Source organism: Enterococcus sp. DIV0183, assembly GCF_050541505.1.
Classification (GTDB): Bacteria; Bacillota; Bacilli; order Lactobacillales; family Enterococcaceae; genus Enterococcus; species Enterococcus faecalis.
Genome location: NZ_CP172932.1, coordinates 2439017 through 2455735, shown reverse-complemented (window position 1 = coordinate 2455735; position 16719 = coordinate 2439017). Strand labels below are relative to the sequence as shown.

Sequence of the window (16719 nt, the reverse complement as noted above, 5' to 3'; positions counted from 1 at the left end):
CACAAAATTAGTTTATAAAACCGCTTTACCTTGAAGTAACTTTAAGGTGTATACTCAACGTAAATTAGAAAGAGGAGAGAATTGTATGTTTGATAAGTTTCAACGTTTTTTAGAAAAGTTTATTGGTCCAATCGCTGAAAGAATGCAAAAAAGTAAGGTCATTCAAGCACTAACTAATGGGATGATGGCTGTTTTACCCGTTTCTTTAGGGGTTGCTTTTATCGCAATTGTGGGGAATTTTCCTATTCCAATTTGGCAAGAATTTTTAACATCCATTGGGTTAGCTCCAATCATTCAAGAAGTCATTGCTATGACCAGCGGCTTGTACGCTGTTTACATTGTTTGTACTATTGCGTATGAAACTGCGAAGATGGAAAAACAAAATCCCATCACTAGTGTTATATTATCTTTGGCATTTTTCTTGATCTTGGTACCACAGTTTGCCGTTAAATTAGGTGGAGAAGAAACAATTGTCATTAAAACAGCATCAATTGGGACTGACGGGATTTTTGTAGCTATTCTAGTCGGTTTAGGTGTAACTATGTTATATAGTTATTTAATGAAAAAAGAATTTTTACGAATTAAATTACCTGATTCCGTTCCTACGATGGTGACAGATTCGTTAAGTCCAACCTTTGTAGCCATGATAATTTTTGTGGTAGCTTTATTAGTCAAAGCTATTTTCACATATACTGGTTCGGGGGATGCGATGAGCTTTTTAACCGAGTTAGTGAGTAAACCAATTGCATCATTAGGTCAATCACCAATGACGGTTATTGTAGTCTTTACACTAGCAAATCTATTATGGTTTTTTGGTATTCATCCAAGTCCAATTATTAATATTTTCTTTGCTGTGATGGCGCCAGTCTTTTTAGCTAATATTAATGCATTTATTGCTGGTCAAGCGTTGCCTTATCCAGAAATTATGTTTTTCTCTAGTATTATTATGGTTGGCGGAACTGGGAATACGATTGGTTTAGCCTTTTGTATGTTAAGAGCAAAATCAGAACGATACAAATCCCTTGGTAAATTAGGTGTTGTACCAAGTATTTTCAATATTAATGAGCCATTGATTTTCGGTGTTCCGATTATGCTGAACCCTATTTTCTTTATTCCGTTGGTAAGTTCAACAGCTGTCGGTGGTTTGGTGTTACATTTATTCTATAAAGTTGGTTTCTTAAATTACTATAATCCAACGGTTGAATTACCTTGGGTGACACCACCAGTTGTTGCAGAAACTTTCTATGGCGGCATTCGCTTTGGGTTGGCAATGATTGCTGTGGTAATTGCTCTGACGTTGTTATATTATCCGTTTTTCCGTATGGCTGATGAACGAGCAGTGAAAGAAGAGCAGACCTTAGCGACAGGAGAACAAGAAAATGAGTAGCAGCGAAAAAAAACAATTGAGCAGTATGCCAAATGATTTTTTGTGGGGTGGTGCAATTTCTGCTACTCAAGTAGAAGGTGCCTATAACCGTGACGGAAAAGGCTTGAGTAATTTAGATTTAGCTTTGCGTTGTAAAAAAGGGGAGAAACGTCAAATAACTCAACAAGTGGATGTAAATCAATACTATCCTTCTCATCGAGCGATTGGCTTTTATGAAAGTTATCAAAAAGATATCCAACTGTTCGCTGATATGGGATTTAAAAGTCTTCGATTTTCAATCCAATGGTCACGCATTTTTCCAACTGGAGAAGAGGAACGGCCTAATGAAGCAGGTTTATTATTTTATGAAAAAATTTTGGACGAGTTAGAGCGTCATCGAATCGAACCAATTATAACGATTTCACATTTTGATTTACCAGAAAATTTAGTGACAAAATATGGTTCGTGGAAAAATCGCCAAGTCATTACGTTCTATTTACGCTTTTGTGAAGCGCTATTTCAACGATTCAGTGATCGTGTCCGCTATTGGATTCCGTTTAATGAGATTAATGTTATTACGTATATGCCTTATTTTTCTACTGGGATTCATACAGAAAATTATCAAGAAATTTTCCAAATGGCGCATCATCAGTTAGTAGCAAGTGCAAAAGCGGTTCAATTAGGTCGGAAATATTCAAGTAACTATCGTTTTGCAACAATGCTTATGTATGGCCCGACTTATCCGCACAATTGTCACCCTGAATCTGTTTTTCAAGCAATGATGGATGATGAGGAAACCTATTATTTTGGTGATATTCAGATTCGAGGATATTATTCTCCGTGGGCTAAAAAAATGTTGGAGCAACTGGGTGTCCAACTAGCTATTACAGAAGAAGATGAACAAGACTTACGAGAAGGTGTAGTGGACTTTGTTAGTATAAGTTATTATATGAGTTGGACTACTGCACCAGAAACAGCAGCAGGAAATATGGCAACAGGAGGGAAAAATCCCTTTTTAGAGCAATCTGAATGGGGCTGGCAAGTGGATCCACTGGGACTGCGGATTAGTTTAAATCGTTTGTATCAACGATATGAGAAAGAAATTATGATTGTTGAAAATGGCTTAGGAGCAGTTGATCATTGTTCAGAAAATGGTGAAATTTATGACGATTATCGCATTGATTATTTACAACAACATTTGCTGGCAGTGAAACAAGCGATTGTCTTAGATGGTGTGCCAGTAATTGGTTTTACCGTCTGGAGTGCCATCGACTCAATTAGTGCTTCAACTGGAGAAATTGGTAAAAGGTATGGTTTGATTTATGTAGATTTAGATGATGAAGGTCAGGGGACGCTGGCTCGAAAAAAGAAAGCCTCTTTTTATTGGTATCAAAAGATCATTGAGTCCAATGGTGCAGAGTTGTAAGCTCTATTTTCCGGAGTGGTATGATAAAATAACTGAACAACTAAACGCATGAACGAAACAACGTCTCTGACCAATTACCTGGTCAGAGACGTTGTTTGTGTTTTTATTGATTTAAATCTGTCAGTAGTAGCTCGTTAGAAACAGCAAAAGTAGTAACTTCTGTTAAAGCTGGATCCAAAGTGTATTTTGTAAATGAGGTAGTACTTTCTGGTTGGACATACATGGTTAGATTAGTCACATCATATCCTGACCAATAATGTGTGAAATCAGACAGAGAATTACTTTGACCTAAATGGCCAATTCCCCGAGGAATCATCACTGTTTGGAAGGCGCGATAGAGTTGCATAATCCCTTCAGAGCTATCAAATTCTTGGAGATTGTCAGAATAGTATAACGCACGAATGAAGCGTGACGGCGAAGTGAAGTCTCCTGGGATTCCTAATAGTCCGTAAGAAGTCCCACCTTCAATTGGGTCAAGTGTTGCGCCTGATTTTAAAGTGTAAGGTTCCTTAATAGCATAGTTGCGCATCCCGATATAGTTTCGTGCATTGGTTAAATGATAATTGTATTCTGGGCTGTTTGTGACTACGCCAATCGAATCATAAATGACGAACGCTCCGTTATCTGTTGGTTGCAAAACAATACTATTATTATTTTTATCATTAATGGTCCAGTGTAAGGTAAAATGAACTTCCCCCAATGAATCAAGTTGGAATTTTTGATCTAACAGGCCGATTTTTTCAAAAGCTACTTTTACTTCGTCAACGCTTTCAAAATTACTCAAAATATAAGCGAGAACTTCTTCTGCAATATGAGGTGTTAAACCACGATCTGCTAAACTTTCAGCAGGTGCTGTTGAAGATTCCATTAAATATTGAATATCACCAGATAAGCCGGCTTCATTGATACCATCTGTGATAGCAAGGCTGACGGTTTTACCATCGTTCGCTGGTTGATCTGTGCCTGACATTGCTAGTCCCATAAAGGAATATTTTGCCGTCCAAGGATTTAGTTGGCTATTTAGAACTGTACCTTTTGGAAATTGAGCAATTAGAGTAGGGATTTTTGGTGCAATTGGATCTTCGTTGCCAAAAAAGTCAAACGTAAAATCCATCGTACGTCCATAAAAAATATCATTTGTTTTGGAAATAATCTTGATGCCTGTACACATAATAGTTTCCCCCAATTAATGTAAGTTTGTGAAGCCTGTTTACTAGTTAAGCATATCATACTCTAGGAAACAGCGGTGGCTAAATTCTTAAAATATTAGACAATTTTGTCTAAATGAGGTGAAAAAAATTTTTTAGCGATTTCCTTCACAAAACACCTTATTATCTTTCCGAAAATATGATATCTTTAGAATGGAAATTTCATGAAAAGAGGATGCGAATGTTTAAAAAGTACACACAAATGATAAGGGATGAATTTAAAGGGTATGATCAAAAAAAATTGAAAAAAGATTTCTTGGCAGGTTTGACTGTCGCAGCCGTCGCGTTGCCATTAGCGTTAGCGTTTGGGGTCTCTAGCGGTGCTACTGCAGCAGCTGGCATGATCACGGCGATTATCGCTGGAATTGTGATTGGGAGCCTTTCGGGTGGGTTTTATCAAATTTCAGGACCAACAGGTGCGATGGCAGCTATTTTAATGTCAATTGCGGCAGTGCATGGCATGCAAGGGATTTTGTTGGCCACCTTTTTGGCGGGAATTTTCTTGCTTTTGGCAGGGATTTTGCGTTTAGGGAGCTTGACTTCTTTTATTCCGTCACCGGTCATTACCGGGTTTACTTCAGGAATTGCTATTATTATTGCGTTGGGGCAACTTGATAATTTCTTTGGGGTTCGTTCAGAAGGCCACAATTTAATTGAGAAAATCAGCAGTTATCGTTCATTGGGCTTTGATTTAAGTATACCAACGACGGTTATGTCGATTTTAGTGGTGCTTGGATTAGTGTTCTTTCCGAAAAAGTGGAATGCGATGATACCAGCTTCATTGGTGATGATTATTTTAGCTACTTTAGCAACAGTGGTTTTTCAACTGCCAGTGGCCACTGTAGGGAAAATTCCGACAAGTATTTTTAGTGATACACGTTTGGAACTTGGTTCGCTTCAATTAAGTGCGTTTCAGGATATTTTGGTGCCTTCGATTAGCATTGCTATGTTAGGTATGATTGAAAGTTTGCTTTGTGGCGCTTCGGCTGGTCGCATGACAGGGAAACCATTAGACAGTAATCAGGAACTAGTGGCACAAGGAATTGGCAACTTAATTTTGCCATTTTTCGGTGGCGTACCTGCAACGGCAGCGATTGCCCGCACGAGCGTAGTGATTAAATCTGGTGCGCAAACACGTTTAGCGGGTATTTTTCATGCGGTCTTTTTATTGTTATCGATGTTGCTTTTATCGCCAGTCATGTCTAAAATTCCCATGCCTGCGTTAGCTGGTGTTTTAGTGGTGACAGCGTGGCGAATGAATGAATGGTCGGTGATTAAAGAATTCTTCCAGAAACGTTTCCACACAGCCTTATGTTTATTCTTTTTAACGATGGTAGCGACCGTTATTTTTGACTTGAGTTTAGCGATTGTTTTAGGGGTCTTAGCGGGTTGCCTGTTTTTCATTGCGAAAAGTGCCGTGATTACGATTAATGTCGAGGAAGTTGATTGGTCAAGAATGGGGCTAGTACCGACCGATTGTACGGAAAATTGGGTGGTGGTTTATTTGAGTGGCCCGTTATTTTTCATGTCTTCTGAACGATTGAAACAAACGTTACTGCAATTGGAAACAAAAAGTGGTGTAGTATTTTCAATGCGAGGAGTTCCTAGCATTGATAGCACGGCGTTAGATATTTTAGAAGAATTTTGTCTCGCAGCAGAAGGTCGCGGACAACAAGTTCAATTTGCCGCTCTGCAACCAGAAGTTGAAAAAATGATTCGAACCATTCAAGGAAATCAAGAGAAAGAATACCATTTCTCAGTCGCAGAATTTTTACAAACGGTGCATGTTGCAGAACAATAATCCATTTTCAAATGAAATGTTCTATCTTCTATTGCGTGCTTAATGGATGAAGAAATAAGAAAAATAAGTGGGGACTAAAACGAGTTTCTAGAGGAGTTCCTAAAAAATAATAAAGAGAAAACTTCTAAGTATGAAGTTTTCTCTTTATTATTTTTTTGGTTATTTATTGAATTACTTCTAGCATAACGTCTTTTTGATCATCCGTAACATTGCCTGCGTAGTTAGGAGTGATTAAAGATATCGAACCATTTTTATTGTTGAATAAGTATAAAGTACCCGATCTATTTTGTTCATCGTTTGAAGAAATATTAGTTCCTAAAATTAATTCTGTATTTACTTTAACGGTGCGAATACTGTTATCGGCCGCTGAAAATATTCTAATCTCTTTTGTAGGAATTGTATTTATAGATAGCTCATATTTATTAATGGCTTCTTTCGCTTGATCATTTTCAGCCCCAAACAATTTAGTTCGGAAGGTAGCAGTTGGTGTTGAATTTAAGTTTTCTAACGTAATTGAAGTTGGCACATTCATTCCTTTAAAATTAAATACGAGTGGATTGTTTAAGCTACTAAGATCGACAGCATAAGGTGTTGCTTCTAAAGAATTTGTTTCTTCGACATTTGTGGATACTTCATTTTTAGACTTTGACGAAGCCTGAGTGGTACTGGCACTTTCTGAAGCTTCTTTTAGTTTATTACTAGAGCTTGTTTCTGTGCTAGAACTGTAATGATTAGTACTGCTTTTTATTGATGTTGTATGATTGGTAGGATTTTCTTGTTTTTTAGGTTCATTCGCTTTTTGAGAACTACAACCTGTTAAAAAAATAACTAAAATAACACAAAATAATTTTTTCATACTATTCCTCCTATAGACGCTATAACTAATTTTATCTTACTTGTTAATATAACAAAAGAAATAATTATTTTATTTTCACGAATGCTCAAATTGTTTAAATCTGTAGTTTTTATACTTATTTTTGTTGCATTTGCAACAAAAATAAGTTAAAGTAATGACAATCATAAAATATTAGCGAAAGGAAGTGTCCTAGTGACAGATATTTTAAGAGAAATTGGCATGATTGCGCGGGCCTTAGATTCAATCAGTAATATTGAATTTAAGGAATTATCTTTAACACGAGGACAATATCTTTATTTGGTCAGGGTCTGTGAAAATCCTGGAATTATCCAAGAAAAGATCGCCGAACTGATTAAAGTTGATCGAACCACAGCGGCGCGGGCGATTAAGCGTTTGGAAGAACAAGGCTTTATTTATCGTCAAGAAGATGCAAGTAACAAAAAAATTAAGCGGATTTATGCCACAGAAAAAGGGAAAAACGTTTATCCAATCATTGTGCGCGAAAATCAACACTCGAATCAAGTTGCTTTGCAAGGCTTGTCAGAAGTGGAAATTTCACAATTGGCAGATTACTTAGTCCGGATGCGTAAAAATGTCAGCGAAGATTGGGAATTTGTCAAAAAAGGGAACACTCGAAATTATTAAGGAAAGGACGACTGATTGATGGGAGAAATAAAACAATTAACAATAGAAGATGCACCAGCGTTACAAGAAATCAGCATTGAAACTTATACAGATACTTTCGGACCATATAATACCCCAGAAAATATGCAAGCCTATTTAGTAGAAGCCTACAATTTAGAAAAATTACAAAAGGAATTGGCTAATCCCCACTCTGACTTTTATTTTATCTTTGTCGATAATCAATTAGCTGGCTACATGAAATTAAATCGTGAGACGGCACAAACGGAACCGATGGGGCCAGAAAAGCTCGAGGTTGAGCGATTGTATATTTTGCCTGCGTTTAAAGGAAAGAAGCTGGGGACACAATTGTTAGAACTGGCGGAAGAGAAAGCTCGTGAATTTGGTAAAAACGCACTGTGGCTAGGTGTCTGGGAACACAATGATGCGGCGCGGGCATTTTATAAAACGATTGGCTACCGCTATTACAGTCAACATTCATTTTTTATGGGAGACGATGAACAGACGGATTTTATTTTGTTAAAGGAATTATAGCAAGAAAATTTAGAAACAAAGATTTCTGATAAAATCAGAAATCTTTGTTTATTTTTTTGACTAAAATTAAGCATTTTTTTATTTTCAAAATGTTATTTTTTAAAACGTAAAAATTGAAAAAGAAGATTTTGAATCTGTGAAAAATTGTCGATCTTGTGAGAAAACTCTTTTGTCAGTGTCTTTTTTCAGGATGGGTCTATTCCTGAAAATCCACTTCAGTTTATCTGATTTGTGTGTGTTTGATTAAAAAATGTTGTGTTGGATTTCATTTAACTGTATAATTTGTTTATGTCATTTTTAACAATAAGCGTATTTTAGCATTTGAAAAGAGAAGTTGTACATAATATGTGAATAAAAAGATTTGTTTCTTACTTTCTAGAGTGAGAGGACGATATAAAAAAGGTTGCTATTTTTTCGTTCAAAGTGAACAAAGAATCGTTTGTTATTTAGTTGGGGTAACTAATGATTGTTGTTATAAAAAGCGCTTACAATTCGTGTGATGAGAGTAGTACGCATGTTTGTGCAAAAGTGACAAAAAAGAGAAGGCAGGGTGTTTTAATAGAAAAAAATTTTTAATAAAAAGGAGAGTTTGTCGTGGAGAAAAATGTGTCTCAAGTAACAGCTCAAGAAGAAACAGCGATGAAAGCACGTGGCTACAATGAGGATTTGTTGCCAAGTAGCCCGAAACAACGGACAATGGGCGCGCGCAATTTTTTTACATTATGGATGGGTTCGATTCATAATATCCCGAATTATGCAGCAGTGGGCGGCTTTATTTTCTTAGGTTTATCGCCGCTGCAAGTTATGTTGGCAGTTGTGTTAAGCTCGTTCATTGTAGCAACTTTCATGAATTTGAATGGCGTGGCTGGCTCTAAATATGGCATTCCTTTTGCGATGCACTTACAGTCTACTTACGGCAGTCTCGGGGCAAAACTGCCAGGGTTCTTAAGAGGATGTGTGGCCGCAATTGCTTGGTTTGGTCTGCAAACATTTACAGGATCGCTCGCTTTATTAATTATTCTCGGGAAATTTTGGCCGAACTTTTTAGAAATTGGTGGATCATTCCAGTTTTTTGGTCTCAGGCTACCTGAATTAATGGCGTTTACTCTTTTCTGGCTCTTAAATGTGGCAATAGGTTTCGGTGGTAGCAAAATTTTGAACCGTTTTACCGCCATTTTAAGTCCGTTGATTTATGTCGTTATTATTGGATTAACGATTTGGGCCATTCGAGCTGGGGGCGGTTTAACACCAATTTTGTCCTATCAAGTTTCTGGTGCGATTCGTTCAGTCAATCCACTTGTGGCGTATCTGATTATTTTTAACTCGGTTGTGGCCGTTTGGTCAGCGCCTGGTGCGAGTGTGGCGGATTTTACTAAGAATGCGCGCTCGACACGTGCTCAGGTTGTGGGGCAAACAGCAGGTTTAGTTGTTGGTTATGGGATTTTCGCTTTTTCCAGTGTGGTTATTCTGTTAGGTGGTTCGCTGTATTTTGGGATTCAAGAATGGAATATTTTAAACATTATTGATCGTTTAGATAATGTGGCGGTGGTGGTCTTAGCCATGTCGGTTTTCTTATTAACGACTATTTCAACGAATGCAACGGGGAACATCATTCCGGCAGGTTATCAATTGGCGGCGCTGTTTCCTAAAAAAATGACGTATAAAAAAGGCGTCATGATTGCCAGTGTTATTAGCTTTCTCATTATGCCTTGGAAACTGATGGAAAACGCCGATAGTATTTTTATTTTTCTGAACGCAATTGGGGCTGTTTTAGGACCAGTCGCTGGTGTGATGATTGCGAATTATTATTTTGTTCAAAAGCAACAAATTGATTTAAATGCTTTATACGTAGATAAATACAAAAAAGAGGAAGCCAATCCTTTTTACGGATTAAACAAGCCGGCATATGTCGCTACTATTCTAGCGTTGGCTCTTTCCTTAAGTGGTCAATTTATTCCACAGGTTAAAATCATTGCTGATATTTCGTGGTTTGTGGGCTTTGCCACAGGTTTTGTGCTGTACTTAGTGTTAAAAAAATGGACTTGGGATTCAAAAAAAGTGAAAGAAACAGCTTATCAGGAGGGAAAATAAATGCAAGTAGAGTTAGTGATTAAAAACGGGTTAGTTATTTTAGAAACTGGAGAAGTCATTACGGATGTCGCCGTTCAAGGAGGAAAAATCGTAGCGATTGGGCAAGACTTATCAGGAGAACGTGTGATTGATGCGACGGGTTTAGTCGTTAGTCCTGGGATGGTGGATGCTCATGTTCATATTACCGATCCTGGTGGTGGTTACCGCGATGAATGGGAAGGGTATGTCACAGGAACAGCCGCTTGTGCCAAAGGGGGCGTGACGACCTTTATGGAAATGCCTTTAAATCAGATTCCAGCAACTGTGGATAAGACCTCTCTTGAGATCAAATACAAGGCAGGAGAAAATAAACTAAAAGTAGATGTAGGGTCATTTGGCGGCGTGGTCCCGACCAACTTGGCTGGTGGGATTCAGGAACTTGATGAAGGAGGCGTTTCCGGCTATAAATGCTTTTTAGGAACGTGCGGCGATCGTTCAATTGAAGGAGATTTTCAAAATGTCGACGATTATTCGCTATATGAAGGAATGAAACAAGTCGCCAAGACTGGCAAAGTGCTAGCAATCCATGCAGAAAATGCGCCAATTACGGATAAATTAGGCGCGTTAGCTTATCAAAATGGTGAAACGACTTTAGCGGCATATGTAGCTACACGTCCTGTGTTTACCGAAGTTGAAGCGATTCAAAAAGCCATTTTATTTGCCAAAGAAACAGGTTGTCGGATTCATATTTGTCATGTGGCTTGTCAAGAAGGTGTGGAAGAAGTTTTAAAAGCCCAAGCAGAAGGGGTAGATGTGACTTGTGAAACATGTACGCATTATTTATATTTTACCACGGATGAACTTGATGCCATTGGTCCAGTTGTCAAATGTTCGCCGCCGATTCGTGACGCGGACCAACAAGCCGCATTATGGAACCACGTGCAAACAGGCGGCATCGCGTTTGTAACCTCTGACCATTCTCCTTGTACGCCAGACTTAAAAGATACAACCAATGCTTTTGAAGCTTGGGGCGGCATTTCTGGTGTTCAAAATAACGTCGATGTGTTATTCGATGAAGCCGTCCAAAAACGTGGTTTATCCTTGAAACAATTCGCGGATATGATTGCAGCAAACCCAGCTGACCGTTATCACTTAGCACAAAAGGGCCGCATCAGCATTGGTAAGGATGCCGATTTTGTACTAATTAAACCTAATGCGCCGTATATCTTAAAAGCAGAAGATTTAGAATACCGAAATAAAATTAGTCCTTACATTGGTCGTGAAATTGGGGCCCAAGTGATTCAAACAATTTTAAGAGGCGAAACAATTTACGCACAAGAAACTGGGGTAACCGAGGCGTTTAACGGCGTATTTATCAAAAATTAAACACCTATTTTAGAAATGAAAAGGGACAGAAGTGTGATTGAATTAGCGCCTCTGTCCATGAGTTAGAGGATGTTCGTTGGTTGTTTTGCACAAAAAAAGGCTTAATTTTGTTTGATAAGTACAATGAAGATGACTAGGGAAACGTTTACAATCAGAGTGTAATCAGTCAGGAGGTTTTGTGATGGACTTGGAAAAAGTTTTAAAACAAAGAATCGAAGAGTTGTCAGCAATTGGGAGTGATCCTGCAGGAGGGATGACACGCTTACTTTATACAGATTCGTGGTTGGCAGCACAAAAGTATGTGCAAAGCCAAACTGAGGCGTTTGGACTGGAAACGCAATTTGACGAAGTCGGGAATCTGTTTTGTCGAGTGGCAGGAACGGAATTTCCTCAGGAAACGATTTTAACTGGGTCACATATCGACACAGTAGTAAATGGTGGGACCTTAGATGGTCAATATGGTGTTATTGCTTCCATGACGGCTGTTCAATATTTATTAGACAAATATGGGAAACCACGGCGTTCTTTAGAAGTGCTTTCCATGGCTGAAGAAGAAGGGAGTCGTTTTCCAACGGTTTTCTGGGGAAGCAAAAATGTCGTTGGTGAAGCCAAACGTGAAGAAGTAGTCGATATCTCTGACAACGAAGGTAAAAAGTTTGTTGATGAGATGCATCGCCAAGGCTTTGATTTTCGGCAGGAGCAAACTAGACGTGAGGACATTGAAGCATTTGTCGAAATTCATATTGAACAAGGCAATATTTTAGAGAACGAAAAGCTCCAAGTCGGTGTTGTTCATAGTATTGTAGGGCAACGTCGCTACACGGTTAACTTAAAAGGACAAGCCAATCATGCAGGCACTACGCCAATGAGTTACCGTCATGATGCGGTGTACGGCTTTGCTAAAATTTGTGCAGAAGCCATTGATCGTGCGAACGAAATTGGGGATCCGTTAGTTTTAACATTCGGCAAAGTCATTCCGAAACCCAATACAGTCAACGTGGTGCCTGGAGAAGTGGAATTTACAATTGACTGCCGTCATACCGACGCTGCTTTTTTACGACATTTTACAGGTGAATTAGAAGAACGGATGAAGACAATTGCTCAAGAATTAGGCTTAACGATTGCGATTGACCGCTGGATGGATGAAGCCCCTGTACCGATGAATCAAGCAATTGTAGAAGTTATTGAACAAAAAGCCAAAGAAGGCAAGTATCAGTATCGTATGATGCATAGTGGTGCTGGGCATGATTCGCAAATTATTGCGCCCCATTACCCGACAGCGATGATATTTGTGCCAAGTATTGGTGGGATTAGTCATAATCCAGCAGAAGCAACGGCATTTCCAGATTTGGTTGAAGGCGTCAAGCTTTTAGCAGATACCTTATATGAATTAGCGTATAAATAAGATAGAAAAGGAAGAATTGTGATGGGTTATAAAAATAATCGAGTTGGTTACCAAAAAGAATTGTTAACATCAAGAGCTGTGATAAAAAAAGACAATTACGCCATTATTCCCCATGATGGTTTGGTGCAAAATGCAGTACCTGGTTTTGAAAATGTCGATATTTCCATTTTGGGATCGCCTAAATTAGGTGCGACATTTGTGGATTACATTGCTACGTTTCATAAAAATGGTCAACAAACAACTGGTTTTGGTGGCGACGGGATTCAAACGTTGGTTTATGTCATTGACGGTCGTTTGCGCGTTTCAGATGGTCAAGAAACTCATGAACTTGAAGCCGGGGGCTACGCCTACTTTACGCCTGAAATGAAAATGTATTTAGCGAACGCACAGGAAGCGGACACAGAAGTTTTCTTATATAAAAAACGCTATCAGCCGTTGGCAGGCCATCAACCTTATAAAGTGGTTGGGTCAATTCATGACCAACAACCCGAAGAATATGAAGGAATGACAGACGTTTTACTTTGGAGTTTATTGCCGAAAGAGTTTGACTTTGATATGAATATGCATATCTTATCTTTTGAACCAGGCGCTAGTCATGCCTATATTGAAACGCATGTCCAAGAGCATGGTGCGTATTTAATTAGTGGTCAAGGGATGTACAATTTGGACAATGAATGGTATCCAGTGGAAAAAGGGGACTATATTTTCATGAGTGCCTATGTGCCACAAGCAGCCTATGCGGTTGGTCGTGAAGAACCGCTAATGTACGTTTATTCCAAAGATGCCAATCGTGAACCAGAATTATAAAGAAAAGCCGAATGTAAAGTAATGACCTCGGAACAATAGGATTTGAACACGCAGTGGTGAACGGTAGAGTCCTTCTTCTTGGTAGACGTTACTTTTATTCGGCTATTTTCCTGTTAATTATTTTCCTGAAAGTTCTAGCGCTACCCGTAAGAGTAAACTCGTCTCAGGCTCTTGGATAGAGGTGCCTAATAATTTTTCACATTGATTCATGCGATATTTAATGGTGTTTCTGTGTAGGTAAAGAGCGTTGGCCGTTTTAGTAATTTCGCAATTGAAATCTAAAAAAACTTTCAAGGTTTTTCGTAATTCTTGTAACGTCGGTTCCGTCGGATAGGCCAACTCTTTCAATTGTTGCTGGCAAAAGTATTCAACATCTTCAGTGCCAATCTTTTCAAAAAGTCCAGCTAGGCCTTTGGGATGGAACAATTGCACAGTCGCTGGTTTTTGAGCGTGTAAAGAAGCCTCTAATGTCGAGGAAGCTTCAATATAAGAATTAGGCAAATCTTCTAGGTTTTCATAAGCATTGCCTAAAGCAAAGCGAATGGTAATAGGCAAAGCCTGTTGCAAACGTTCAGCGAGGTTTTGCAAAATCATCAAATGGTCATTTTTTTTAGATTGAAAAATCAAGATACTTTTATTTTGATTTTTTAATTTAAACAAGGCGACATCTGGCAGGATTTCCGGCAATTGTTCTTTGAGCCATTGGAAAATTAGTTGCCCTTCCGCTTGCTGATAACGAATATGGGTTTCATTTTCTGGTTTAGTCACGCCGTAGACAATCGCTAATTGATAATAATCACTGTTGATTAAACGATAATTTTTCCAAAGTTCCAACCAATTTTGATGTTTACTCAGCGCTTCTTGATGTGTATCAAGCAAGCGGTCCAAAAAGTCTGTTTTGAGATGCTCAAAAGATTCAGCAATTTTCTGGTTTTTAAATAACATAAAAGTCAAAACTAAAATGGCCTGATCAATGGCAAATTCAGAAATAGGATAAGGAATCTGTTCAGGAGATAAGACCAATAAATAATAGGGAAAATAATCGTTCACACGAATTGGAAAGCCAGCTACTTGAATGTTTTCTTGTCGCTCATCCTGTAAACGAAAGATTTTCTTTTCTTGTGCCAATTGTTGAAAGTGGTCTTTTGATAATTGTTCGATGAAAAACTCCGCCGATTTTTGATTGCCATAAAAATAATTCGAGTGGGCAATCACCTGTTGCCAAGGACTTAATAAAATAATTGGCGCATTTAAAATTTTCGCAAATTCAGCGATGAAGCGCGTAGCATCAACATCTTGCATTAATAATGTTGAAAAACGCTTTTGTATGTCAAATGCTACAGACATCTGTTCGGTTTTGCTATCACGAAGATAGCCTACAATTTCATGCAACAACCCGCCTAGTGGCTGTGTGCTAGGAATTTTAATCAGGGGCAAATCAACGGCACTGGCATAGGCAACAATTTCTGGTGAAATTTCGTCAAGGAACCGCCCAACTTTGATTCCTAAAGCCGTACACTCTGCTTGTTTTAGCGAGTCAATAAAAGGTTTCAATTTTTCTTGATCATCTTTATAAATCATTGCCGTTGTTAAAATCATGACATTTTTAGGGATAAAATCAGCCACATCAGGTGTTTCCGTGATTTCTACACTTTCCAAGGGCTGTGTTAAGTTTGAGTGAGACGATAATAATTGTAAGTCAGAAAATCTTGGTAAAGCCAAGACCTCAGCTAATATTTTCATCACAACAACCTCCTTTTTTTATAGTATAGCGAAGAATAAAAAGGAGTACAAAAGATAGTTATTGAATATGTCTAAAAAACAAAGTCAAAATAGTGCAAATTGAACAATGAATTTCTGGGTTTTTCCAAAGATAATAAAAGAGAAGAATTAAAAATGAAGTGAGGGATTACTATGTATCAACAACCAAATTTTGTACGGCGAACAATCATGACGCCGGGACCAGTCGAAGCCCATCCATCGGTACTTCGTCAAATGGGTCAACCAATTTTAGGGCAATTTGATCCAGAATTTCTACAGATTATGGACGAAGTTCGGGAAATGATTAAAGTACCTTTTGCCACAAAGAATCAACAAGCCTTTGCCATTGATGGCACGTCACGTTCAGGCTTGGAAGCGGGGTTATTTGCGTTGATTGAGCCAGGCGACAAAGTGCTTGTGCCTGCGTATGGCCGGTTTGCTTATTTATTAGGTGAAATTTGCGAACGCGCCCGGGCCGAAGTCATTTATTTAGAAAAGGACTGGCTCGCACCGTTTGAACAAACAACGGTGATTGAAGCGATTAAAGAACATCAACCAAAAATTGTTGCGATGGTCCACGGCGAAACGGCGAATGCACAAATGCAACCGCTGGATCAAATTGGCGCCTTTTGTCGGGAAAATGAAATTTTCTTCGTAGTAGATATGGTGGCGACTTACGGCGGTGTCGAAACAAAGGTCGATGATTGGAAGATTGATATTGCGGTAGCAGGCACTCAAAAATGTGTCAGTGTACCTTCAGGCCTTTCTTTGATTACTTACAACCAACGTGTGGCCGACTATCTGGCGGGCCGTTACCAAAAAGAGTTAGGGCTTGGCGCGGATGCGCGGAATGAACGGTTCATTCAAAGTAACTACTTGGATTTATCGCAATTAGAAAAATATTGGGGACCAGAGCGCTTAAATCACCATACAGAAGCGACTACAATGATTTATGGGCTACATGAAGGGCTGCGCTTGTTACTTCAAGAAGGCATGGAAAATGTCTACGCACGCCATCGGAAAAACGATCGTATTTTAGTTGAAAGTCTGCAAAAAATGGGCTTAGAAATTTTCGGGAAGTTAGACACAAAAACACCAACAGTCATTCCTGTGGTCATTCCAGAAGGAATTGATGGTGAAAAAGTGCGGAGCTTATTATTGGATCATTTTAAAGTTGAAATTGCCTCTTCCTTCGGTGATTTAAAAGGAAAAATTTGGCGGGTCGGTAATATGGGTTACAGCAGTCGCGAAGACAATGTGTTGCATTTCTTAAGTGCCTTTGAGACTGTATTGAAACACCAAGGTTATCAATTTGAAGGCGGTAGCGGTAGTACTCATGCATTGGCTGAGTATTTAAACTAAAAAAGAAGGTAGGACAAAGGTCACTACGTAAAAAAGCGTAGTGCTTTTGTTCCTTGTGAAACGTTAACCAAAAAAATGATTGGTGGAGGAAAAGA

General features: G+C 38.7%; 13 protein-coding genes. 10 read left to right on the top strand and 3 right to left on the bottom strand.

All coding sequences use genetic code 11. The features are described from left to right. The first annotated feature begins 85 nt into the window (after window positions 1–85). Entirely contained in the window at window positions 86–1387 is a 1302-nt protein-coding gene (locus IGK72_RS11920) for a PTS sugar transporter subunit IIC (protein ID WP_002397595.1), read from the top strand. Beyond that, window positions 1380–2792 (top strand): glycoside hydrolase family 1 protein, encoded by a 1413-nt coding sequence (locus tag IGK72_RS11915; RefSeq protein ID WP_023895457.1) that lies wholly within the window; start codon window positions 1380–1382, stop codon window positions 2790–2792. Before IGK72_RS11920 ends, IGK72_RS11915 begins: the two co-directional genes overlap by 8 nt. Before the next feature lie 103 nt (window positions 2793–2895). Here the strand turns inward: IGK72_RS11915 and IGK72_RS11910 are convergent, their stop codons facing one another. After that, a complete protein-coding gene (locus IGK72_RS11910; RefSeq protein ID WP_002384771.1) occupies window positions 2896–3963 on the bottom strand; it encodes a choloylglycine hydrolase family protein in 1068 nt (355 codons plus the stop codon). Between the two features lie 176 nt (window positions 3964–4139). Between IGK72_RS11910 and IGK72_RS11905 the strand changes: the two genes are divergently transcribed. Next, complete coding sequence (locus IGK72_RS11905; protein WP_070416088.1) at window positions 4140–5801, top strand: SulP family inorganic anion transporter; 1662 nt, start codon at window positions 4140–4142, stop codon at window positions 5799–5801. Between the two features lie 163 nt (window positions 5802–5964). Here the strand turns inward: IGK72_RS11905 and IGK72_RS11900 are convergent, their stop codons facing one another. Then, window positions 5965–6657, bottom strand: coding sequence for a hypothetical protein (locus tag IGK72_RS11900; protein WP_023895458.1), 693 nt, complete (start codon window positions 6655–6657; stop codon window positions 5965–5967). Between the two features lie 192 nt (window positions 6658–6849). Between IGK72_RS11900 and sylA the strand changes: the two genes are divergently transcribed. The 6 genes from sylA to allE all read left to right on the top strand — a co-directional run bounded on the left by sylA (window position 6850) and on the right by allE (window position 13501). Next, window positions 6850–7302 carry a transcriptional regulator SylA gene (gene sylA / locus IGK72_RS11895; RefSeq protein WP_002359121.1) on the top strand — a complete coding sequence of 151 codons (453 nt, stop codon included), beginning with the start codon at window positions 6850–6852 and terminating at the stop codon, window positions 7300–7302. 18 nt (window positions 7303–7320) lie between these two features. Further along, window positions 7321–7833: a GNAT family N-acetyltransferase gene (locus IGK72_RS11890; RefSeq protein ID WP_002399070.1), complete on the top strand. Its 513-nt coding sequence runs from the start codon at window positions 7321–7323 to the stop codon at window positions 7831–7833. Window positions 7834–8427: 594 nt separating this feature from the next. Next, entirely contained in the window at window positions 8428–9924 is a 1497-nt protein-coding gene (gene allW / locus IGK72_RS11885; protein WP_023895459.1) for an allantoin permease, read from the top strand. Next, window positions 9925–11289: an allantoinase AllB gene (gene allB / locus IGK72_RS11880; protein WP_023895460.1), complete on the top strand. Its 1365-nt coding sequence runs from the start codon at window positions 9925–9927 to the stop codon at window positions 11287–11289. Window positions 11290–11470: 181 nt separating this feature from the next. Beyond that, complete coding sequence (gene allC, locus IGK72_RS11875; RefSeq protein ID WP_002383320.1) at window positions 11471–12694, top strand: allantoate deiminase; 1224 nt, start codon at window positions 11471–11473, stop codon at window positions 12692–12694. A gap of 21 nt (window positions 12695–12715) precedes the next feature. Further along, window positions 12716–13501 carry a (S)-ureidoglycine aminohydrolase gene (gene allE / locus IGK72_RS11870; RefSeq protein WP_002384779.1) on the top strand — a complete coding sequence of 262 codons (786 nt, stop codon included), beginning with the start codon at window positions 12716–12718 and terminating at the stop codon, window positions 13499–13501. Window positions 13502–13618: 117 nt separating this feature from the next. Here the strand turns inward: allE and IGK72_RS11865 are convergent, their stop codons facing one another. Further along, entirely contained in the window at window positions 13619–15244 is a 1626-nt protein-coding gene (locus tag IGK72_RS11865; RefSeq protein WP_010710916.1) for a PucR family transcriptional regulator, read from the bottom strand. Between the two features lie 171 nt (window positions 15245–15415). On the opposite strand from IGK72_RS11865, the gene IGK72_RS11860 reads away from it, so the two are divergent. Continuing rightward, window positions 15416–16624: a pyridoxal-phosphate-dependent aminotransferase family protein gene (locus tag IGK72_RS11860; RefSeq protein WP_002355061.1), complete on the top strand. Its 1209-nt coding sequence runs from the start codon at window positions 15416–15418 to the stop codon at window positions 16622–16624. Window positions 16625–16719 lie beyond the last annotated feature (95 nt).